Origin of the sequence: Flavobacterium sp. HJSW_4 (assembly GCF_042436695.1) — a bacterium.
GTDB lineage: Bacteria > Bacteroidota > Bacteroidia > Flavobacteriales > Flavobacteriaceae > Flavobacterium.
Map to the genome: position 1 here is coordinate 67630 of NZ_JBHNPP010000007.1, position 22128 is coordinate 89757.

Consider the following 22128-nt stretch of genomic DNA (forward strand, 5'->3'; position numbering starts at 1 on the left):
TTTTTATTAAAAGGCTTTATAAATGGAATTTAAATTTATTTTTCCTGATTCTTTTTCATAGCATTAAAATACGCTGCACGGCTAAGTGGCTCGTATTCTTCGGTTTCACCAAGCATAACCAATTTATCATTGGCAGTTTTTCTAAAACTATAATTGGCTAAGTTTCCAGTTCGCGTGCAAACGGCGTGAACTTTCGTTACATATTCTGCAGTAGCCATAAGTCCTGGCATTGGACCAAACGGATTTCCTTTAAAATCCATATCCAAACCAGCCACAATTACACGAATTCCTTGATTTGCTAAATCATTGCAAACGGTAATAATTTCATCATCAAAAAACTGAGCTTCATCAATACCAATTACATCGCAACCTTGAGCTAAAATCAATATGTTAGCTGCCGCAGGAACGGGTGTAGAACGAATTTCGTTGGCATCATGAGACACGACCATTTCGTCATGATAACGGGTATCAATAGCAGGTTTAAAGATTTCGACTCTTTGTTTGGCAAATTGGGCGCGCTTTAATCTACGGATCAGCTCTTCGGTTTTACCCGAAAACATTGATCCACAAATAACTTCAATCCAACCAAATTGTTCTTTGTGATTTACTGTATTTTCGAGAAACATTTTGTATTTTTCTACCTTTAAAAATGAATAGTTTTTATTACTTTGTACTGGCAATAAATTGATGTAAAAATGTGCTGTTTTACATTTTTTCAAAAGTAGAAAATTTTTATCAAACCTTAAATTCGCGAAAGCGTATTAACAGAAATAAAAAATTATCTTTTGAATTTCCTTGATAATAGAGACATTCAGACATCAAATACACTAAAATACCTTATTCACTATAATTTTCAACAGTTATGAAAAAAAAATTGGAAGCTGATTTAATCAGCATTGCGCATCGAATTTTGAAACTTAAAAACAAATCCGATATCAATCAATTGTACCTTGAAACTCAGAAATTATACGAGAAATTAGCAGTATTAAAATTTGTTGAAGAGAATTTCGATTCTGCAAAACCAACAATCGGACAAAGTGATATTGCTTCTGAATTGGAAACCATTTTCGTAAAAGGAGAAGAAATTATTCCTGCAATAATTGAAAATGAAGCTCCAACTCCAGAGAAAGTAATTGCACTTGAAGAATCTTACGAGCCTGAAATTTCAGAAGAAAAACCAGCAGAAATTGTTGAAACTGTCGAACCAATTGTTGAAGTCGCAGAACCAATAATCGAAGAAACTCCTGAACCAATCGCTGCTGAAATTGAAGAAGCGGTTGTTGAAGAAATTATTGAGCCAATTGCTGAAAAGGTAGAAGAAACGGAAAAACCTATTGATGATCTTTCGTTTACAACTATCAGTGAATTGAAACCAATTCCGGATTTCAAACCTGCTTTTGAATTAGAAGTAGAAGAAATCAAAGACGAAGTTAAAGAAGAACCAAAAGCAGAAACTCCAGCAACTTCAACTCCAACTATCCAATTTGAGGATTTTGGAATTAATTATGCTGATGCGCAGTTTGTAAAAGTAGACAGTTTCGAGGCTGTTCCGCCAGTTCAAACGCCTTCAATCAATGATTTTAAAGAAACTAAAAAAATAGAAACTGCCATTCTTGAAACTCCTGCTCAACCAAAATCGGTTAGTTTGAATGATAAACTAGCAAGAGGTTTTCATATTGATTTGAATGACAGAATTGCTTTTACTAAAAATCTTTTTGGCAACAGCACAGAAGATTATAGCCGTGTTTTGAACCAATTATTAACTTTTGACTCGTATGCAGAAGTAAAAGATTTTATTGAAAACATGGTAAAACCTGATTATAATAATTGGGAAGGAAAAGACGATTACGCAGATCGTTTTATGGGAATTATCGAGAAAAAATTCTTGTAACATTTCATTTTTCACAACTCACATTTCACATTTTCACGAATAAAAAATATGTCAAAATTATATATCGTTCCAACGCCAATTGGCAATCTTGAAGACATGACTTTTAGAGCCATTCGGGTTTTGAAAGAAGTCGATTTGATTTTGGCGGAAGACACGCGCACAAGCGGTAAATTGTTGAAGCATTTTGAAATTGGCACGCACATGCACAGTCATCATATGCACAACGAACATAAAACAACTGAGAATTTAATTGCGCGTTTGAAAGCTGGCGAAACCATCGCTTTAATTTCAGACGCTGGAACTCCAGCCATTTCAGATCCTGGATTTTTATTGACGCGCGCTTGCGTCGAAAATAAAATCGAGGTAGAATGTCTTCCTGGAGCAACGGCTTTTGTTCCCGCCCTAGTAAACAGCGGACTTCCAAATGATAAATTTGTTTTTGAAGGTTTCCTTCCTGATAAAAAAGGGCGCCAGACTCGCTTTTTGGCTTTAGCCGAAGAAACCAGAACCATGATTTTATACGTTTCTCCACATAAATTAGTTAAGACTTTAAGTGAGTTTGTTCAGTATTTTGGAGAAGACAGACAAGTTTGCGTTTCACGCGAATTATCAAAAATGCACGAAGAAAACGTCCGCGGAACTGCTAAAGAAGTTTTAGCACATTTTGAAAAAATAGCACCAAGAGGAGAAATCGTTGTGGTGGTTGCAGGAAAAACAATAACAAAAGAACCGAAGAAAAGTAAGTTTTCTAAGGATGAAGATTAAAGTATTTATGCGCAAAACAATTTATTTCTTATTATTAATTGTATTTTTTTCTTGTAATGAAAAGAAAAAAGACAATGAAATAAAACCTGATAATAAAGAGTTTAATGATCAAGGAATTCAAGAAATTGGACACTTATATAATCCAGAAACACTTACCACCAGACCAATTAAACTTTATATTAATTCTGATGAAAAGAATTATGAAATAGACATTTTTAATAGTGATCTATTGAAAGAAGAAAAAGAAAATTTAAAATTCCATTCAGACAAAATTGCTCTTTTACTTAGAAAACATCTTTCAAAAAATAAAGTTGATTATAATGATATAATTGTTAGAATATATCTAAAAAAAGAAGGCAAACAATCTTTTCAATACTCTAAGCAGGAGTTAATTGAAATAGGTAATAAAAACCTTTAAATTAATCTAAAAAACAAACCCATAATATGAGCATTCAAGCCTTTTTAGAAAAAGTAAAACAAACTCCAACACAAATCACATTTCCTGAAACTATTGCAGTAATTGAAGAAAATTACAACTTTACTCCAACAGCTTTTCAAAACGGAACACAACATAACGCAGCAGGCGAAAATTCAGGTTCTTGCAAATTGTTTTCTTTCGCAAAATTGCAAAACTTAAGCAAAGAAGAAACATTAGCTTGTTTTGGAGCTTTTTATTTTGAAGAAGTTTTAGGCGATCCAAGCGGAACGAATCACCAGAACATTAGAAATTTCATCAACTTAGGTTGGGATGGAATTCAGTTTGAAGGAAATGCTCTAGAAGCAAAATAATTATATTTAAGATTTTTGATTAACGATTTTTGATTTCAGATCTTAAAATCAAGTACTTTAAGATCATATATAGCAAATCAAAAATCTAAAATCAACACTCTAAAATCTAAAATCAATTATGCGCTGGACATTAAAACCAAAACCTTCTGAAGAAAAAGTCAAACATTTGGCACAAGCTCTAAATGTAGAAGATTTTGTAGCGACACTTTTGATTCAGCGAGGAATTGAAACTTTTGATGAAGCGAAGAATTTCTTCCGTCCATCTTTAGAACATCTGCATGATCCGTATTTGATGAAAGATATGGACAAAGCCGTTGCTCGAATTGAAGAAGCAATTGAAAATCAAGAAAATATTTTGGTTTTTGGAGATTATGATGTTGACGGAACGACTGCTGTTTCTTTGGTTTCTTCGTATTTAAAATCGCATTATCCTCACGTTGCCACTTACATTCCCGATCGTTATGACGAAGGTTATGGCATTTCGTATAAAGGAATTGACTACGCAGACGACAACGGAATTTCTTTAATTATTGCTCTCGATTGCGGAATCAAATCGATTGATCATATCGCTTACGCGAAAGCAAAAAACATTGATTTTATTGTTTGCGACCACCACCGTCCTGGAGAATTTCTTCCGGATGCTGTTGCCGTTTTGGATCCAAAAAGAGAAGACTGCTCCTACCCTTACGACGAATTGTGCGGTTGCGGAGTTGGTTTTAAATTGATTCAGGCTTTGGGTCAAAATAGAAATGAAACTACTGAAGATTTAGTTTCGTATTTGGATTTGGTCGCCACTGCAATTGCCGCCGATATTGTTCCGATTACAGGAGAAAATCGTGTTTTAGCACATTTCGGATTGAAAGTCATTAACAGCGAACCAAGACCTGGAATTAAAGCCTTAACGCATCAAGTAAAAAAGAAAGTTCTCGATATTACGGATGTCGTTTTTATTATTTCGCCAAGAATTAATGCTGCGGGAAGAATCAAACATGGCAATCATGCCGTTGAATTATTAACTGAATTCGACTTTGAGCAAGCACAGCAATTTGCTTCAGAAATTGAACAATATAACGCAGACCGAAAAGATTTAGATAAAAAAATTACTAAAGAAGCTTTTCAACAGATTATAGAAAACAAGGAAGAAGAACGTTTTTCGACCGTTGTTTTTCAAGAAGATTGGCACAAAGGCGTAATCGGAATTGTAGCTTCAAGATTGATTGAAACGTATTATCGTCCGACTTTAGTTTTCACTAAAAGTGGCGACAAATATGCTGCCTCTGCCCGATCTGTAAAAGGATTTGATGTTTATAATGCATTAGACGCCTGTGCCGAACATTTGGAACAATTTGGAGGCCACATGTACGCTGCAGGAATGACCTTAAAAGCAGAAAACTATCAGCCTTTTAAAGATGCTTTCGAAAAACAAGTTTCAGAAACGATTTTACCAGAAATGCTTACTCCAGAAATTGAGATCGATGCCGAAATCAATTTCTCTGATATAACACCAAAATTAATTCGAATTTTAAAACAATTCGAACCTTTTGGACCTCAGAACATGACACCTGTTTTTATGACTGAAAATGCGATTGATACAGGTTACGCTAAAACTTTGGGTGCAGAAGAAGAACATTTGAGGCTTTTTGCCAAACAACATAATTCTGACGGAATCGCTGCAATAGGTTTCGGATTAGGAAAAAAATTAAATATTGTAAAAAATCAAAATCCGTTTCAATTGGCGTATTGCATTGCCGAAAATGAATGGAACGGAACTGTTTCAACACAGCTTATGCTGAAAGACATTAGAACAAATGGAAGAAATTAAATCAAGTAAGCCAGATCCGTATCAGGCGCTTCGTTATAAAGAATTCAACATCTTTTTATTATTGCGTTTTGCGATGGTTTTTGCCTGGTCAATGCAGTTTATTGTAATTGAATGGGAAGTTTACAGTTTAACTAAAAATCCGCTTTCTCTAGGAATTATTGGTTTAATGGAAATTATTCCAGCTGTTTCCATGTCTTTATTTGCAGGACATATTGTAGATCGAAGAGAAAAGAAAAGTTTATTGGTGAAATGTATTTTTGGGTTTTCAGTAATTAGTTTTGGACTTTTCTTATTGACTTGGCCAAAAGTAGTTGGAGGTTGGTCTACGCATGTTATTTTGTATTCGATTTATGCTTTAGTATTTTTTGGAGGAATCGTTCGTTCTTTTATGGGACCAACTATTTTCTCGCTTCTGTCATTAATCATTCCTAAAAAAGTATACCCAAATGCTGCAACTTGGAGTAGTTCGGTTTGGCAAATTGGAGCCGTTATGGGACCTGCGTTGGCTGGTTTTTCTATTAACTGGATTGGCGTTCACTGGTCAATGTGTTTGGTTTTCGGATTCTCCATTCTTTCGTTAATTGCCTTATCACAAATCAGTCAAAAACCGATTATAAATCCGAAGATGGGTGAATCTATGAAAGATAGCCTTATGGAAGGTTTAACATTTGTCTTTAAAAACAAAATTGTTCTTGGTGCATTATCTCTTGACATGATTGCGGTACTTTTTGGAGGTGCTGTTGCATTATTGCCCGTTTTCGCGCAAGACATTTTGAAAGTGGGATCTGAAGGTTTCGGAATTTTAAGAGCCGCTCCTGCTGTCGGTGCTTTTATTACGATGTTGGTTTCTGCTTACGTACCTTTGTATGAAAATGCAGGAAAGAAACTCTTAATCGCCATTTTTATTTTCGGACTATCCATCATCTTGTTTGGATTATCAACTTATTTCTGGCTTTCTGTTTTCGCCTTATTTTTAAGCGGATTGGCTGATGGAATTTCCGTAGTAATTCGTCAGACTATTTTGCAACTTAAAACGCCAGATCATATGCGTGGGCGCGTTGGTGCGGTAAACTCTATTTTTGTTGGATCTTCTAACGAATTAGGTGCTTTTGAAAGTGGCGCAACTGCAAAATTAATGGGAGCTGTTACTTCTGTTGTTTTTGGAGGAAGTGTTACGCTTTTAACTGTAATTTTTACTGCTTTAAAATCTCCTACTTTTAGAAATTTAGATCTAAAAAGAGATATGGACGAACACCATAAATTGGAGTAAATAATTAAACCATATAAGTCATATAAGTTTATCAAAGAATTTCAATCTCTATAAATGAAATTATTAGTAACCGTTTTATTTCTAACTATTTCGCTTTTCGCGAATGGACAAAATCTTTACATTAAAACCTACGGAAACGAAAAGAATAAAACCATAATTTTCATTCATGGCGGACCAAGCGGCAATGCAACTTTGTTTGAAGGAACAACGGCTCAAAAACTAGCAGATTTAGGTTTTTATGTCATTGCTTATGATCGAAGAGGCGAAGGAAGATCTACAGATCCTGATGCAAAATTTACGTTTGAAGAAGCTTTTCAGGATATAAATTCTATTTATAAAAAATATCATTTAAAGAAAGCTGTTCTTCTTTCACACAGTTTTGGCGGTTTGGTTGCTACGCTTTATACCAATAAATATCCGCAAAATGTGAGTGCTTTGGTTTTGGCTGGCGCTTTGTTTTCTCAACAAGAAACATATGATCATATTTTAAATACGTTGAAGAAAAAGTACAACAATGATTCTGAACAATTGAAGAAAATCAGTATTGTAGAAAATCTAAATAAAAATTCTGCTGAATACCGAAAAGGATGTTATGAACTTGCAGGAGAAAATGGCTTTTTTAAAATGCCAAATCCAACTGTCGAATCTAAAAAGCTATACGCCGACTACGAAGCTGGAGAATTTTATAAAACGAATATTCGAAATAAAAACGCGCCTTTAGTTTTTTATCAAAATGAAAAACTAAACAATATCGACAGCAGACCTTTTTTAAAGAAAATCAAAGCTGCTGGGGTTCCTATTTATGGAATTTACGGAAAAGAGGATGGCGTTTTTTCATCGGCACAAATCAATTCTATGAAAACGATAACGGGTGAGAAACACTTTGCCTTTCTTGATAATTGTTCACATTATTTATTTGTTGACCAACAGGCAGCCTTTCTTTCAAACTTAAAAAATTGGCTGAAATAAGGATTTTATTTTACTAAAAAAACACAACGGTAAACAGCTAAAAATCAAATTACTAATGATGATTTTTAGCTTTTTTTTATGCTTTTATTAATCAAGTATTAATACAAAGACTCCGTATCTTTGTGGCCTAAAAAAAATGTCATGAAGGACATAGAACAGATATACCGCAACGATTTTGGAATTTCATTTTATTGGAAAGAAGGCAACGAAATTATATCAGATAAAATTCAGTTACTTTTTAAACAAATGGGATTTTACTTTTCCGCTCAAGAATTAAATGAATTTCACGATTTAATTGAAGACTGCGTTACAGATCACAATGATTATATGCATGGTGTAAAACGCGCCTTCGATAAATTTTTATTGAAAACACCCTATGTTGCTATAGATTTAGAAATATCACCGATGGAATTAAATTCTATAAAAGACTTGGTTGATGGTTCGTTATTTCGACTTAATCTCAATGAATATATTTACGGTTCTGGTTTAAACTAAAATAATGGTTTTACTAAATTGAACTTTTTTTCAAATTTTTAAGATTTTTTTATTTAGAATTAATATAAATAATATTTATATTTGTTGAAATAAAAGGATTACGATGAGAGAAATTGAACAAATATATCATAATAACTTTGGCATAGCTTTTTACTGGAAAGATCACAACACTACAATTTCAGACAAAGTGCAATTGGTTTTTAAGGAAACTGGTTTTTATTTTACAGTTCAGGAATTGAATCATTTTTGTGATTTGATTGAAGATAGCATGATTGAAAACGCTTGTTGTGAAGCATGCGAAATGAAATACTCTTGCCATAAATTTTTATTGAAAACGCCATGCAATTCGATAGATTTAGCTGTAAATATGACCGAACTAAAATCGATTAAGGATTTAGTTGAAGGCTCTTTGTTCAAAATCGAACTAGATGAATATGTTTACGGAGTTGGCATGAATTAAGAAACATTCTAAATTTTTTAACGTCTTTTTTTCATTATTGAAATATATTTTGATTCAATTCAAAAAAAAGTATATTTACAGCAATGAAAAAAGCTGTATTTCTACTAACTGTAACACTTCTGGCAATTCTTTTTGTCAGTTGCAATAACAAATCTGAAGAATATATTGATCCGCGCGGAACCGATTATGCGGGATCTGAGAGTTGTATACAATGTCATAAAATGCAATCTGAAATGGCATTCAAAAGTTCGCACTTTAAAGCAACAGCACCAGCTATTTTAGGAAACGTTTCTGGCGATTTCGATTCTAAAAATCACACTTTCATTTACGATAAAGACACCAAACTGGTCATGGAAAAAGATGGCGACAGTTTGTATCAAGTTTTATATAAAAATGGAAAAGAAACAGCTCGCTATAAATTTGAAATTGTATTTGGAACCAAGCACGCGCAAACTTCTGTTTATTGGAAAAACAATAATACATACGAGCTTCCAGTTTCATTTTATCATTCTATAAACAATTGGGCAACAAGTCCAGGTTTTCCTGCCGACAAACCGTATTTTGACCGTATGGTGGTGAAAGATTGCTATTCTTGCCACAGCTCAAATATTAGTTCTAGAACCGTTAACCAAAATTCTACAGATAGAAATTTTATGTCTATGGAGGTCGAAGACATAATCAATAAAAAAACTATTGTTTACGGAATTGATTGCGAACGCTGCCACGGTCCAGCGAAAAAACATGTTGAATTTCATTTAAAAAATCCAAACGTAAAAGTTGCCAACAGCATTACTAGCTTTAAAACGTTAAACAGACAGCAAAAACTCGATGCCTGTGCTTTATGTCACGCAGGAAACGACGGTATGAAATTAAAATCGCGTTTTGAATTTAAGCCTGGAGATAATTTATCGGAGTTCTTTCGTGAAACGAAAAGCATTACCGATACTGCAAAATTTGATGTTCATGGAAATCAGTTTCGTTTAATGGCGCAGAGCAAATGTTTCAACAGTCAAAAAATGGATTGCATTACTTGTCATAATCCGCATGAAAATGCTTCTAAAAACATGGCTTCATACTCTAAAATCTGTATGAGCTGTCATCAAGGTTTAAAACATAATGAAACCACGTTAAAAACAATGCCTGAGAAATTATTGGCCAGCAATTGTGTAGAATGCCATATGCCGAAACAAGCTTCAAATGCTATTAATTTTCAGCTTTCAAATAGCAAGCAATTGTCTAACTATATCTTGAGAACACACAAAATCGGAATTTATCCGAGTGTGAAAAAGTAAATTATTTTTCGAATTTCTTTAGTTCAAATTTTTCCCCGTCAAAAACACCATACGTAAAATAGCCGATCCAATCGCCTAGGTTTACATAATTAGAATCTTCGCCAACAGGAATAATCATTGGCAAATGGCGGTGTCCGAAAATAAAATAATTGTAATGTTGGGTTTCGAGTTTTCGCTTAGCGTATAAAACCAGCCATTCGTTTTCTTCTCCCAAAAACTTCACATCTTCATCACCAGAAATCAATTTATTTTTAACTGATAAATATTGCGCTAAACTTACGCCAACGTCTGGATGCAACCAGCGGAAAAGCCATTTTGAAAATGGATTTGTAAAAACCTTTTTCATTCTTTTATAGCCTTTATCGCCAGGACCTTTTCCGTCGCCGTGACCAATTAAAAAGGTTTTTCCGTTAAAAGTAAATGCTGCATTATCGTGATAAACCGGAATATTCAATTCGGTTTCAAAATAATCATTCATCCAAAGATCATGATTTCCGACAAAGAAATAAATTGGAATTCCGCTGTCGCGAATTTCAGCCAGCTTGCCTAAAATACGCACAAAACCTTTCGGGACAACCGTTTTATATTCAAACCAGAAATCAAATAAATCTCCAAGCAAAAAAATCGCTTCAGCATCTTCTTTAACCTCATCTAACCAAGCTACAAATTTCTTTTCGCGCGGTAAACTCAATTCAGGAGTTGGCGCACCAAAATGCTGATCTGAAGCAAAATATATTTTTTTCATTATTGTGAGATGTGAATTGTGAGATGTGAGATGCAAAAACATTTCACTTTTGACTTTCGACTTTTTGACTTAATTAAAGATTATCACTTGCGTACCATTCTGCAAAAGAAGATTCTGTTTCCTGAAGTTTTAATGAGAAAAGAGAAATTCCTTCTGGAAGTCTTGCTACAATTCTTTCAGCAAAATCTACCACCATATTTTCGCTTGTTGGCTGATAATCTACTAAAATTACATGATGTCCGCGGTTTTTCAATTCTGCAGCCAATTCAACATGCGGCGTTGTCTGATTGAAAACAGTTGCATGATCAAATTGATCGACGATTTCTTCTTTTACAATTTTCTTTAGATCAGAAAAGTCAATCACCATTCCGAACTTTACATTCGATCGGTCTGTAATTGGTGAACCAATAACCGTTACCGATAATTTATAACTGTGTCCGTGAACGTTCTTGCATTTTCCGTCGTAACCGTACAAAGCGTGGCCAGTTTCGAAGCTAAATTGTTTTGTAATTCTGATATTACTCATCGATTTTTAATTTTAAGCTTGCAAATTTACAAATTAATAACCGTTTTTGTCTCTTTTTTTAGCTCTGTTATACATCCACAAAGCAATTCCGCCCAAAATTAGGAACGGAATAAAAGATCCGATGACAACGCCAATTTCATAACCGCTATCTGGAGCATCTTTAATTTTCTCTGTAATGTCTACTTTTTGGAGTAACGAAATAATAGTCATGTTTAATAATTTATATAGTGACGAATTGATTTTAAAATATTTTTCAAAACTATGTTACTATTTGTCTAAAATCAATGACTTATATCATACCTATTTTTTAAACTGAAACAAAGCATTTCTGCTGAAATCAGACAAAACCAATTTTCCTGTAATTGCTGCACGTTCAAAAAGAAGCGATTCCCAAGTTTCAGTTCCTTCCCAAATAATCTTTTTCATTTCATGTAAAGCTTCAGGATTATACGAACTTAATTTTAAAGCAAAACTTTCTACCTCAGTATCTAGATTTTCAGCTTCGCATAAAACAGAAAATAATCCTTTTTCAAAAGCCCAATCTGCCGATTTCCATTCGTGAGCCGCTAATGTCATTTGTGTCATTGCCGTTTTTCCGATTTTTCTCGAAACTGCTGGTTCAATTACAAATGGCCCAATTCCAATTGCCAATTCTGATAATTTAATATCACTTTGATGAGTTGCAAAAACATAATCACAAGCCGAAATAATTCCGACCCCACCACCGACTGCTTTTCCTTGCACGCGGCCAATTATAATTTTATTACAATTTCGCATTGCATTTAATAAATGAGCAAAACCGGAGAAGAATTCAACTCCTTGCTCTTCATTTTTCACTTTCAAAAGTTCATCAAAAGAAGCTCCTGAGCAAAATGTTTTAGCGCCTTCGCTTTTCAAAATAATCACTGAAACATTTTCATCTCGACTCAAAGAATTTATTTCTGAAGTAAGGCGATCTAATAATTCACGCGGAAAAGAATTACTCGCTGGATGCCCAAATTGTACCGTTGCAATCGTATTTTGAAAGGAAGTTTCTAGACTTCCATTTGCGTTTTCTAAACTCATAAAAATTAGATTTAAGGTAAAGTTACGCTTTTGATAAATATTTATCCCGAAAGCTGCCAAATTTGTTTTTTGAGGATTATTTGACTTTATTTGTTAATGCTTTGGGGGATTAGCTCATTTGGCTAGAGCGCTACGCTGGCAGCGTAGAGGCGATCGGTTCGAATCCGATATTCTCCACAAAATGAAAAACCCTTGTAAATTTAGTTTTTACAAGGGTTTTTCTTTTTTTGAAATATCATTTCAATTTATTTTTCATTTGCTGCATCATCAGCATCAACATCTGTTTTCTCTGCTTTTTTGAAATCGTTGTTTAGCAAATTTTCTAATTTCTTTTTTTCACGCAGATTTTTTCTGATCGTCAATACAACCAAAACAAGAACCAAAATCGCGACAACTCCAATTATATTCCAATTAATGTCCATAGCTTAAATTTTGATTAAAAATAAAAATTTAAAGTATTCAGCATATTATCAAAAGGTTAAGCATTATTTTTTCAAGCCAAATCTGGTTTTTTTCAGAGATAAAACTTTTGAAAGATATTTCTTTAATAAAGGTTTTATATTTTTGTAGGAATCAGATCCAAGCCAAATCAAATTCTCTCCAATAAAAATTCATGAAACGATTCATTCCAATTCTAGTTTTTGTAATTCTAAATTCATTTGTCATTTCAGCGCAAAATTCTGGAGTTTCAAATCAAAATAAAGAAAAGTTGAATTTAGAAATCATGAAAACAGATAAAGTTTTTAAAGGAAACATCAATTTAAAAACGCAAAAAGAGATTGATGCTTTCGGAAAAAACAATTACAGCTACATCAATGGAAATTTAAGCATTGGCGATACATTGTCGTTAGATTTATCAGAAGAAATTCAGAACTTGAATGCGCTTTCAAGCATTAAGAAAATCAATGGAGAGCTTTTAATACTCAAACTTAAAAATCTTCAGTCTATTGAAGGTTTAATGAATCTTGAAAAAGTAAACGGAAATTTTACTATTTCAGGATGTGATTTAAAGCAAATTGACGGATTTAATAAATTAATTTCTGTCAATGGCGATATTACTTTTGGAAATAACAGCGGAAAATACAGCCAAAGCCCTTTAGTTCGAATTGCCGGTTTTAATAATCTTATTAAAGCAGAAAAAATATTTTTCATAGGAAATTCAGGTCTTAAAACCATCGACGGATTCAATCAGATTAAAGAAATTCAAACGGTTATGATTATGAATAGCGATATCACAACCTTAAATTGTTTTAAAAATCTTCAGACTGTAAATGAAAATTTCAGCGTTGAATATTCTGAAGCATTGACTTCTATAACTTTAGAAAAATTAGAAACTGTAAATGGATATTTTGCTTTAAATGAAAACAAAATCATCAACGGAAATATATCTTTCCCTAATTTAAAAAAAATGAAAATACTGTATTTCTTTTCAAATAAAAACTTTGAAAACTACTGCATTTTCAAGAACCTTCTTAAAGAAAACAAGATTGAAGAAATCAATCTTCAAAGCAACAAATCAAATCCGTCGAAAGAAGAGATTTTCAATAACTGCAACTAAATGAATACTGCTTTACTTCGCTTTTTAAAAAACCTCCTGATAATACCTATACTAATTTACATTTCTACCTTAATAGAAATCTATTGGTCTATGGGAAGTTTTTCTGACAAATTATCAGCTGGAGATCCAGATAGTTCGTTTTCTGAGGATGCTTATATAATTGCTACGCTTACGACTATTGTTCTAACGATTCTTTTTCTGGCGTTTACTTTTATAAAAAAAACATATCTGAAAATAACACTCGAATTAGTATTCTTAATTCTCGTTTGGTTTTTCTGGAATCACAGCATTTTTGTAGATCGTGAATCAGCATGGAGCACTTATCTTTTTAGAGAAGAAATATTGTACGTGCTTTCATTGTCTTTCTTTCCTATTCTAGTTTTATCCATCGCTACAATATTTGGTTTAAATTATATTTCAAAGAAAATATGAGTCCGAACAAAAGAATAACGCTAAGATTATATCTGATTATCAGCCTAATTTTTGGCTTAAACTGTTTCTTTTATTATTTCAAAGAAATAAGTCTGAGAGGCTATTACAGTGATGTCACTTTATTTTGGCTGTGGCTTTTTATGAGCTTCGTAATAATTGTCGTTTTTTGGAAAAAAATCATGGCCAAACTTCTTTTGGCAGCTCTACTATTGACTTTAGCATTTAGCATTATTCCAATGATGATTCCTTTTTATGCCATATTGCTTTCGACTACGCCGCTGGGATTAATGGCAAATAAAAATCTCAATGAAAAATATCGAGCGCAAATCGTAGAATACAGTGCTATGACTCCGCCTTGGCTTGAAGTAATGGAAAAGAATGGCTTGATAGAAAAGAGAATCTTCAAATGCACCGATTCACAAATTATGAGCGATAATTTCGATATTAAAATCAGAACGGCGAAAGACATCATTTTTAAAAGAGAAACCGACAGTACGCTAACACTTACACTTTTTTACGGAGGCCCAAACAAAACTCTTACATTCGATAAAAAGACGGGAAAAATTATAGATCAAAAACCTGATGCCAGTGAACTAAACAGAAAATACGGCGGAACTTGGTACAATGAAGACGAAAATCTTTATGTCACTTTTTATTTTGAAGAAGGATTCGATTACGCAACTGTAAACGGTTGGACAGGCGATCTAGATAAAAAAGAAAACATCGATGCTTATAAAGCTTTCATAAAAGGCAGTAAATTAATTCTGCCTGCAGAAAACAGTGATCATCATGCTCCTTATTGCGAAATTGACGTAAAAAATAATATCCTAGTTTATAAATGTAATCAGGGGCTTAATTTTTCAGACAATTATCTGAATACCAAAATATCAATAACAGAATACAAACGGATAACAAAATAGAAAACCATTCAAACTTATCTCTATTGAAAAACTAATTTTTAAAATAAATAAACATTTATGAAAATAAAATTATACGCCCTTTCTACAGTATTTACTTTACTGCTTTTTTCTTGTAATAAAAAAGAAAGCAATACAACCGTTCAACCGAATTCAGTTGAAAAAGCAACAGCTGAAACTGATACATTACAAAACACAGAAGAAACTCCAAGAAAAGAAAGCATCAACTTGTTTACTCTTATGCCAAAAGACAGCAGTGATATTGCTTTTGTTTCTCTTTCGGATATTTATCCCGTAGACGATGAAAAGGATACACTTGCTTTGCCTAATATTGAAAAAATGGGAAAAGAAAAGGCTGAGTACTTTACATTTGAAAAAAATTACAGAAAAAGATTTTTGTCTAAGACCAATATTTCTGAAACAGATTCACTTTTTATTTATGACTATGGCAAAAACAAATTCGTTTCTTTTGCTGTAAAAAACCTAAAAACAGCCGCTTTGTTAAATGGATATTCTTCTGAAGAAGATTGGCCCTTTCACAATTATGATTTCATGATTGGTTTTGAAATTAGCAAAAAACACCTGCAAGGGTTCAGTGAATATTATAGAGATGCTTTGGTTTATGTAGGCAAAGAAAATCCTTTTGCTAAAGAAAAATTAACTCCAATTGATTGGAAGAAAATTACAGTAAGAGAATTTCCGTCAAAATCTTTAAAAAGCGAAGATCAAAAAACGCTGAAAGGCAATACAGCCAGCACTGCTTATGCTTTTAAAACAAGCAGCTACAACTATTTTATGCAAGATTATGTAGACAACCGCAAACTGCTTTTTGCCAGACGTCTTTTAGTTGTCGATCCTAAAACGAAAGAAATTATAATCGATAAATTATACAGTTCGAGCGAAGGCACATCGCCTACTCCTTTAAATTATGAAGAAGGTGACGATGTAGTTAATCAATGGACGGGTAAACTTTTCAAAAATAAACCACAAGTTATTTTTGGATTTTTATACGAATCCTTCGGTTGTCCTGGAATTTCGATCATCGACAAATCAAACGAAGAAATTTATCTGCAATGCGATAACCGTCATTAATACTTTTTTAATTAAACCAAAAAAATTCTACAAATAACAATACTATAAATTATGGAAGAAATTAAAAATCGCCTTGCAGCATGCGAACTTGAATATGATGAAATCCAAGAATCAGTTCCTGCATCAAATGAAACCATAAAATCTTTGGCTGATTATTTTTCGCAGCCAATTCCAGAAGAATTAATCACTTTTTATAAAGCTATTGGCGGGATCGAATCGAATGAAATCTTCCGTATTTTTTCTCCAGAAAATTTCCTTAATCAAATTCAGGAACGAGAAAATCTTGAACATAAATCAACTGGAATTATCGATATGATTATTGCATTTTGGGGAAATGACAGACCCGAATTTCAGGAATTTGAACTGCTTTCTGAAGAAGAAACCGAAAAAATTAACAAAGCCTTCCCATGCATTGGTTGGATCATGGCCGAAGAAGACAATTATGAAAGCGGCGAATACATTATTTTCGATAAAAATGGAAATTTCATGAATTTGTATTCTCATCAGGACAATCTTGAAAAAACTAAAAATCAACTACTTAAACTTTCAGGAACTGGTCTTCCTGAAAGATCTCTTGAAAATGTACTCGAAGAACTTTTTGAAAGAGCTGAAGGAAATTTAAGTCGCTGGGATTAAAGTGATATAAAAAAAGCGACTAACAAAAAACAGCTTGTAATAAGAATAACTTTTAACAAAACCCTAAAATCATGTCTGAATTAAGCTCATTATACTGCAAAGTCAAGATAACAAAACCTCAACTCGAAAAATTTCTAAACAGTCCGCTCGAAGAACCACAACTCAATGAAAATTGGTTAAATTTTTGGGAAAGTCGACAGATGTATTCCAAATCAGTTTTAACGCAGGAGCTTTTACGCAGCTATGGCGACAACAATAATCAAGAGGTTATTGACGGTTGGATTGAATATCGCGAAGCAATGGCTTTTTCTGATTATGATGAAGCAGCGGAAGAATGGCACTGGGGAATGATGTTTTTTAGCGAAAATTTTGTTGAAATGATTCCGATGTTTGCCTTTATCATTAGCATGGAAAAATACGTTAGCGAAAGTGCTGAAAACAGTGCAATTGTTTTTCCTTTCTTTTGGGGAGATAGTGATGTTTCTGCTTTTATTTCTTTCGAAAACGGAAAAGCAATACTAAGTCCGAAAGTGCAGACTTTAAATGATGTCGATTCAAACTTTGTAGAACAAACCAAAGAGTATTTAAACAATAAATGGGAAGAAATGGCTAAAGATATGGAAATGGAATAATTGCCTACAGCTTTAGCTTTAGATTGAAAATTTCATGAATAATAGGCTTTAGCAAAAAATATTTTGGCTAAAGCCTATTTCCTATAATTCAAAAACCTCCAGCTGAAGCTGGAGGTAATTCAAAAATATCTTATTAGACGTACTATTCAAGCAAAAGTAAAGTTCTATTTATCAATTCATTTTTATACTTCAAGACATCATCAACACTGCTCAACAAATATTCATTGTTTTCAATTACTATTTTCAATTTTGTATCAGTAAAGACCAATTTACATATCACCTTTTTTAAATTGTCATCGACACTTATATTAAAAAAACTTTTGAAATCTTTAAAGAAAATCCTTTGACTTGGAATTTTCTTATTTTGTATTAATAAAGTTCTAATGGTATGATAAGCTTGAATTTCTGTTTCCGTAGTTATAATTCCTCCCGTATTTGAATTCGATTCTGAAAGTACTTTTTTATCATATAAAGATTTTAAGAGTGCAGAATTAATCATCGTAATCATCTTGCCTTGTGTTTCTTCATTAAATTTCACTTTGAAATTCATATTCCGATGAATGATTTTTAATAAGTCTTTCGATGGTGCGATAAATTCTTTTAGCAAACCAGCTTCGAAATCTTCTGCAAAAACGCAATCTTGAGCAGTCTTGATAATTTCAGTAATAACTACATATCTTTTATCAAATTTGATTAAGGTTTCTAAATCTTTATCTGAGTAATTAATCAGATTAAATACAAAAAAAGGTTTTGAATCAATGACGTTTGGCAATAATATGTCTGAATAAAATCGGTACTCTATTCCATTCGTTAATACTGCAATTCTGGAACTCTTAGTATTATTAAAGTATCCATTAAGCTGCCCAGCTTCCTTATCACTAAGTTTGCTGTTATATTTTTTTGCTTCAATTAAAATGGTTTCTTTCTTATTGAGTAGAATTGCGTAATCAATTTTTTGGCTTACTCTTTCTCCAAAATCTGCATTAAATTCTGGAATAAGATCATTAGAAATATAATTTAAAAGATGAAAAAATGGTTCAATCAAAAATTTACGGGTTTGAGCTTCATTTGTACAAAGCTCAATTGCATCATTAATTTTAAAACTTTCAAGTGTTTTTTTTAGCTGATTAATGGATTGTTTTGGGATGTTTGTGGTCATTTTGGGTTAATGGTTAGTTAGACAAACAGTAAAATCAGAACTAAACTAATAAAAATAAATCAATTACTAAGATTTTAAAAATCATCAGCTTACACAAACAAATATCAAAATTTAATTACAATAAATTTTACGGAAAACCGTATTCATTTATTGTCCTTCGAAAATCAAACTTCTTCTCTAATATATTTAAAATAATACTTCAAAAAGTATATTGGAAAAAAAGCTAAGGCAACAGGGACACTCATTCCCCAAAAAGTATCATCAAAATCTACTATCATTTTTGCTATCATCATTAAAAAAACAAAGGCAAGAACTGGAAATATCCAGTAGGTTCTTTTTTCATTTTCTTCATCAAAATAAATGAAGATAGAAGAGATGAAAACAAAAATATAGAGAATTAGGTTAAGCATAAGCACCAGAATTTCTCCTTTATCAAAATAGTTTCTATAATGATAATACGTAAAGAATACCAATAAAAAGAATCCTGCTATTAAATCTGAAATCAAAAATGTTCCCCATTTAACGCTGACATAAACAAAAATGGTCAGGAAAACGAAAAAGACAAAATATCCAATCATAATGATTCAAATTTTCATTTAAAAAAGATTATTTAAGCAAAAATCCCATTCTTATCGATCCATAAAAATATCCTGAATTGGTATTAATTTTCGGATCATTCAATTCTCTTCCTCGGTAAAGGAAAGAATAAGACATATTGAAATTATTGTGGCGATATTTTAAACCTGCTTCCGCATTGAAACGAAGCGGTTCTAAATCAAAAGTTACTGGACTTGTGTCATTAAACATACTTCCTTCAATAGTCGCATCATAAAATTGATAATTGACACTTGGCGCCGCGTAGAAATAAAATTCTCTGATATTCGGCTGCGCTTCTGCACTTATCGAAGCATCATGAATGTTAGAATCGTAAATCGGAATTAATTTTTTAAATCCGAATCGAGCCATAAATCCTGTTGAAACTCCCGAGAAAATAGTTCCCAAATTTCCTTCTGACTGCCAATGAAAATCAACAAAATCATTGTGTTTTGAAGGAAACAGTTTTTTAGAGTAAATAGCATGAGCTTGCAAACCTAAAGCATTATGAATCTGGTTTTGCCAGCCATATACTTTTTTGTAGCCAATCATGTTGTGAAATCCTTTTTGCAGTTCTTCGCCAAACGCATTCGGACCAAGAAATCCAACTTGAAAATCGGTCTTCAAAACCGACTCGCTTTGATAGAAGAAGTTCTTCCCTACTTCAGCAAAAAGATAACCTGCAAAAGGGCGGTCGTTTATCGTAACCGCTTCTTTGTTTATAAATCTCGGATTATAAAGATATTGCCCAATTCTAAATTCGGTAATTTCTTTCTTGATTTTCGGATTTTCGTTCTTCGATAAATATCGAAAAAAAAGTTCCAAACCATTCGTATAATACATATCGTACTTAGACGAAGTGTACAAATCGTTATCCGATATAAAACCTATTTCTTTAGTTCTTCCTTGTCCAAAACTTAACGTTACAGTCAAAATCAGAAAAGCAAAAAGTGCTTTTTTACTTCTTCTTCTCCTCTTTTCCATCATAATTAATTTTTCCAACATAACGCATTTCACGAACAATTCTTTCTTTTCTTCTATTAATATAACTTGACGAACCAGTAGCTTTAAATTTTCTTGGGTTTGGCAATATCGCCGCAATTCCTGCCGCCTGCATTGGCGTTAAACTCGAAGCATCTCTACGATACCAATGTTCTGTTGCTGCATAAGCGCCATAAACTCCGTCACCCATTTCGATACTGTTCAAATAAACTTCCATGATTCGTTGCTTACCCCAGATAATTTCGATTAAAACTGTAAAGTAAGCTTCAAGACCTTTACGGAAATAACTTTTCCCTTGCCATAAAAAGACGTTTTTGGCGGTTTGCTGCGAAATGGTACTTCCACCTCGAATTCGGCGTCCGCGTTCATTGCTTTTATATGCTTTTTGGAGCGCTTTAAAATCGAAACCGTTATGAGTTAAGAAAGTTCCGTCTTCACTTGCAATAACTGCTTTTTGTAAATTCATTGAAATTTTCTCGATCGGTTCCCAGTCGTGGTCAAAATAAACTTCTTTACCGTCCATTTTATTTTCGATAGCACGAATGAGCATTAAAGGTGTAAATGGTACGGGAACATATTTAAAAAAGATAACCGACCCGATTGAAAGGCCAAAAAACCATAAGGCCGATTTGATAAAAAACCATTTTATTTTTTCTCCTAAAGAACGCTTCGATTTTTTGGGAGCCGTTTTCGGTTTGGGTTTATTTGCAGTAGTTTTTGGTGCCGGTTTTTTTGTTACTTTCATTCTATTAAGTCTGCTAATTCTGTTCCTATTAAACTGCCTATCGCCACTCCCATTCCGCCCAAACGCACTCCACAGAACACGTTTTCAGAAAGTTGGGTTACAACAGGATTCTTACTATTTCCAATTCCCATGATACCGCTCCATCGGTGCGCAATCTGAAAATCCTGATTTGGTAAAATTACATTTTTCAATAAATCTTCCAATCTATTTTGAATAATTTTCGTCTCTCCAAATTCGGTTGTTGTTTCTCCCTCAAAATCAAGGTTTCGGCCGCCGCCCAATAAAATTCGATCATTAATATTTCTGAAATAATAATAACCTCTATCTAAATGAAACGTTCCTTTGATGTCTAAATTGCGAATAGGCTCTGTAATAAGCACTTGCGCTCTTGCTGGTTTTACAGCTCCTTTTGTTAATTCACTCGCAAAACCGTTGGTTGCAAAAAGTAGTTTTTGGGTTTTAAAGCTAAAATCATTCACTACAACTTCAACATGATTTCCAGCTTCTATATATGATTTAACGGTTTGCTGATTTAAGATTAAAATATCTGCTGAAACCGCTTGCTTCAATAATTCCTGCATCATGTTTCCTGTATCAATTTGCCCCTCAAAAGGATTAAAAATTAAATACTCCTGAATATTTTCAAATCCGAATCGGTCTACTTCTTTCGAAAAAACATCAGCTTTAAAAAGCGGTTTTAAAACTTCATTGATAAACGGAATTTTAGAAATGCATTCGTTAAACCCGAATTCATCTTCTTTCAAAAATAATTCATATCCGCCGTGAGGCTTAAAGTCAATAGCTTGATCTCCTAATCTTTTTCGAAGCAATTGAAGACCTTTCCAACGTTTTTCTATAAGTGCCACAACATCATCTTCAGAATGTGTTTTTAAGTCATCCATAATTTCAGACAAACTTCCGAAACAGGCAAAACCAGCATTTTTGGTACTGGCGCCTTGCGGTAACATGCCACGTTCTAAAACCAGAATTTTAGCGGCCGGAAATCTTTCGCGTAAGCGTAATGCCGTATGCAAACCTACAATTCCGCTTCCTACAATAGTATAATCGATATTTGCGAACCAGTTTTTTAGTTCCCAGTAGCTTAGTTCCATTTTTTTAGAGTTTTGATAAAAATAATGATTTTTTTAAACCATATAAGAAATGTAAGTTCATTTAAAGCTTTTGTCAGGCTGAGCGGAGTCGAAGCCCTTTTTGGGGCGCCCTTCGACTTCGCTCAGGGTGACAATTGGAATTTCTAACTTCTAATTTTAA

The 22128-nt window shown here is 33.1% G+C and carries 27 protein-coding genes and 1 tRNA gene; 17 read left to right on the plus strand and 11 right to left on the minus strand.

Annotation, left to right across the window (positions count from 1 at the left end):
• Window positions 1–35: 35 nt before the first annotated feature.
• On the minus strand, window positions 36–626 hold the full coding sequence (locus tag ACE01P_RS08645) for a thymidine kinase (RefSeq protein WP_095928508.1): 591 nt from the start codon (window positions 624–626) through the stop codon (window positions 36–38).
• A 236-nt stretch (window positions 627–862) separates the two neighbouring features.
• Here ACE01P_RS08645 and ACE01P_RS08650 point away from each other — a divergent pair, with 236 nt between their 5' ends.
• From ACE01P_RS08650 to ACE01P_RS08695, 10 genes are all read left to right on the plus strand, one after another.
• The gene (locus ACE01P_RS08650; protein ID WP_379696281.1) at window positions 863–1891 is read left to right on the plus strand and encodes a hypothetical protein; all 1029 of its coding nucleotides are present in this window, start codon (window positions 863–865) and stop codon (window positions 1889–1891) included.
• A 48-nt stretch (window positions 1892–1939) separates the two neighbouring features.
• A complete protein-coding gene (gene rsmI / locus ACE01P_RS08655; protein WP_379696284.1) occupies window positions 1940–2656 on the plus strand; it encodes a 16S rRNA (cytidine(1402)-2'-O)-methyltransferase in 717 nt (238 codons plus the stop codon).
• Between the two features lie 7 nt (window positions 2657–2663).
• The gene (locus tag ACE01P_RS08660; RefSeq protein ID WP_379696287.1) at window positions 2664–3074 is read left to right on the plus strand and encodes a hypothetical protein; all 411 of its coding nucleotides are present in this window, start codon (window positions 2664–2666) and stop codon (window positions 3072–3074) included.
• A gap of 26 nt (window positions 3075–3100) precedes the next feature.
• Window positions 3101–3445 (plus strand): HopJ type III effector protein, encoded by a 345-nt coding sequence (locus ACE01P_RS08665; protein WP_379696289.1) that lies wholly within the window; start codon window positions 3101–3103, stop codon window positions 3443–3445.
• A gap of 118 nt (window positions 3446–3563) precedes the next feature.
• Window positions 3564–5267 carry a single-stranded-DNA-specific exonuclease RecJ gene (gene recJ / locus ACE01P_RS08670; protein WP_379696292.1) on the plus strand — a complete coding sequence of 568 codons (1704 nt, stop codon included), beginning with the start codon at window positions 3564–3566 and terminating at the stop codon, window positions 5265–5267.
• Window positions 5254–6537 (plus strand): MFS transporter, encoded by a 1284-nt coding sequence (locus ACE01P_RS08675; protein WP_379696295.1) that lies wholly within the window; start codon window positions 5254–5256, stop codon window positions 6535–6537. Before recJ ends, ACE01P_RS08675 begins: the two co-directional genes overlap by 14 nt.
• A 54-nt stretch (window positions 6538–6591) precedes the next feature.
• Complete coding sequence (locus tag ACE01P_RS08680) at window positions 6592–7506, plus strand: alpha/beta fold hydrolase (RefSeq protein WP_379696297.1); 915 nt, start codon at window positions 6592–6594, stop codon at window positions 7504–7506.
• 141 nt (window positions 7507–7647) lie between these two features.
• Complete coding sequence (locus ACE01P_RS08685; RefSeq protein WP_379696300.1) at window positions 7648–8001, plus strand: hypothetical protein; 354 nt, start codon at window positions 7648–7650, stop codon at window positions 7999–8001.
• Between the two features lie 103 nt (window positions 8002–8104).
• Window positions 8105–8461, plus strand: coding sequence for a hypothetical protein (locus ACE01P_RS08690; protein ID WP_111425144.1), 357 nt, complete (start codon window positions 8105–8107; stop codon window positions 8459–8461).
• An 83-nt stretch (window positions 8462–8544) separates the two neighbouring features.
• Entirely contained in the window at window positions 8545–9753 is a 1209-nt protein-coding gene (locus ACE01P_RS08695; RefSeq protein WP_379696302.1) for a cytochrome c3 family protein, read from the plus strand.
• A 1-nt stretch (window position 9754) separates the two neighbouring features.
• Here the strand turns inward: ACE01P_RS08695 and ACE01P_RS08700 are convergent, their stop codons facing one another.
• The 4 genes from ACE01P_RS08700 to ACE01P_RS08715 all read right to left on the minus strand — a co-directional run bounded on the left by ACE01P_RS08700 (window position 9755) and on the right by ACE01P_RS08715 (window position 12089).
• A complete protein-coding gene (locus ACE01P_RS08700; protein WP_379696305.1) occupies window positions 9755–10498 on the minus strand; it encodes a UDP-2,3-diacylglucosamine diphosphatase in 744 nt (247 codons plus the stop codon).
• Window positions 10499–10571: 73 nt separating this feature from the next.
• The gene (locus ACE01P_RS08705) at window positions 10572–11024 is read right to left on the minus strand and encodes a 6-carboxytetrahydropterin synthase (RefSeq protein ID WP_129746573.1); all 453 of its coding nucleotides are present in this window, start codon (window positions 11022–11024) and stop codon (window positions 10572–10574) included.
• Window positions 11025–11057: 33 nt separating this feature from the next.
• Window positions 11058–11234: a hypothetical protein gene (locus tag ACE01P_RS08710; protein ID WP_379696308.1), complete on the minus strand. Its 177-nt coding sequence runs from the start codon at window positions 11232–11234 to the stop codon at window positions 11058–11060.
• Window positions 11235–11324: 90 nt separating this feature from the next.
• Window positions 11325–12089 carry an enoyl-CoA hydratase/isomerase family protein gene (locus ACE01P_RS08715; protein ID WP_379696311.1) on the minus strand — a complete coding sequence of 255 codons (765 nt, stop codon included), beginning with the start codon at window positions 12087–12089 and terminating at the stop codon, window positions 11325–11327.
• A 103-nt stretch (window positions 12090–12192) separates the two neighbouring features.
• Here ACE01P_RS08715 and ACE01P_RS08720 point away from each other — a divergent pair.
• Window positions 12193–12266, plus strand: a tRNA-Ala gene (locus ACE01P_RS08720).
• A 68-nt stretch (window positions 12267–12334) separates the two neighbouring features.
• Here the strand turns inward: ACE01P_RS08720 and ACE01P_RS08725 are convergent.
• Window positions 12335–12511: a hypothetical protein gene (locus ACE01P_RS08725; RefSeq protein ID WP_379696314.1), complete on the minus strand. Its 177-nt coding sequence runs from the start codon at window positions 12509–12511 to the stop codon at window positions 12335–12337.
• 191 nt (window positions 12512–12702) lie between these two features.
• Here ACE01P_RS08725 and ACE01P_RS08730 point away from each other — a divergent pair, with 191 nt between their 5' ends.
• The 6 genes from ACE01P_RS08730 (at window position 12703) to ACE01P_RS08755 (ending at window position 17356) form a co-directional block, all read left to right on the plus strand.
• The gene (locus ACE01P_RS08730) at window positions 12703–13647 is read left to right on the plus strand and encodes a hypothetical protein (protein WP_379696317.1); all 945 of its coding nucleotides are present in this window, start codon (window positions 12703–12705) and stop codon (window positions 13645–13647) included.
• Window positions 13648–13737: 90 nt separating this feature from the next.
• Entirely contained in the window at window positions 13738–14079 is a 342-nt protein-coding gene (locus tag ACE01P_RS08735) for a hypothetical protein (protein WP_379696320.1), read from the plus strand.
• Between the two features lie 179 nt (window positions 14080–14258).
• Window positions 14259–14999, plus strand: coding sequence for a hypothetical protein (locus ACE01P_RS08740; RefSeq protein ID WP_379696322.1), 741 nt, complete (start codon window positions 14259–14261; stop codon window positions 14997–14999).
• Window positions 15000–15056: 57 nt separating this feature from the next.
• On the plus strand, window positions 15057–16088 hold the full coding sequence (locus ACE01P_RS08745; RefSeq protein WP_379696325.1) for an oxidoreductase: 1032 nt from the start codon (window positions 15057–15059) through the stop codon (window positions 16086–16088).
• 51 nt (window positions 16089–16139) lie between these two features.
• Window positions 16140–16724, plus strand: coding sequence for a hypothetical protein (locus ACE01P_RS08750; RefSeq protein WP_379696328.1), 585 nt, complete (start codon window positions 16140–16142; stop codon window positions 16722–16724).
• 71 nt (window positions 16725–16795) lie between these two features.
• Complete coding sequence (locus ACE01P_RS08755) at window positions 16796–17356, plus strand: hypothetical protein (RefSeq protein WP_379696331.1); 561 nt, start codon at window positions 16796–16798, stop codon at window positions 17354–17356.
• A 142-nt stretch (window positions 17357–17498) separates the two neighbouring features.
• Here the strand turns inward: ACE01P_RS08755 and ACE01P_RS08760 are convergent, their stop codons facing one another.
• The 5 genes from ACE01P_RS08760 to ACE01P_RS08780 form a co-directional block, all read right to left on the minus strand.
• Entirely contained in the window at window positions 17499–18515 is a 1017-nt protein-coding gene (locus ACE01P_RS08760) for a type I restriction enzyme HsdR N-terminal domain-containing protein (RefSeq protein ID WP_379696334.1), read from the minus strand.
• Window positions 18516–18679: 164 nt separating this feature from the next.
• Window positions 18680–19093, minus strand: a complete 414-nt coding sequence (locus ACE01P_RS08765; protein WP_379696336.1) for a hypothetical protein — start codon at window positions 19091–19093, stop codon at window positions 18680–18682.
• A gap of 28 nt (window positions 19094–19121) precedes the next feature.
• The gene (locus ACE01P_RS08770; RefSeq protein WP_379696339.1) at window positions 19122–20096 is read right to left on the minus strand and encodes a lipid A deacylase LpxR family protein; all 975 of its coding nucleotides are present in this window, start codon (window positions 20094–20096) and stop codon (window positions 19122–19124) included.
• Window positions 20068–20856 (minus strand): monofunctional biosynthetic peptidoglycan transglycosylase, encoded by a 789-nt coding sequence (gene mtgA, locus ACE01P_RS08775; protein WP_379696342.1) that lies wholly within the window; start codon window positions 20854–20856, stop codon window positions 20068–20070. The genes ACE01P_RS08770 and mtgA overlap by 29 nt, the downstream gene beginning before the upstream one ends.
• A complete protein-coding gene (locus ACE01P_RS08780) occupies window positions 20853–21968 on the minus strand; it encodes an NAD(P)/FAD-dependent oxidoreductase (RefSeq protein ID WP_379696344.1) in 1116 nt (371 codons plus the stop codon). Before ACE01P_RS08780 ends, mtgA begins: the two co-directional genes overlap by 4 nt.
• Window positions 21969–22128 lie beyond the last annotated feature (160 nt).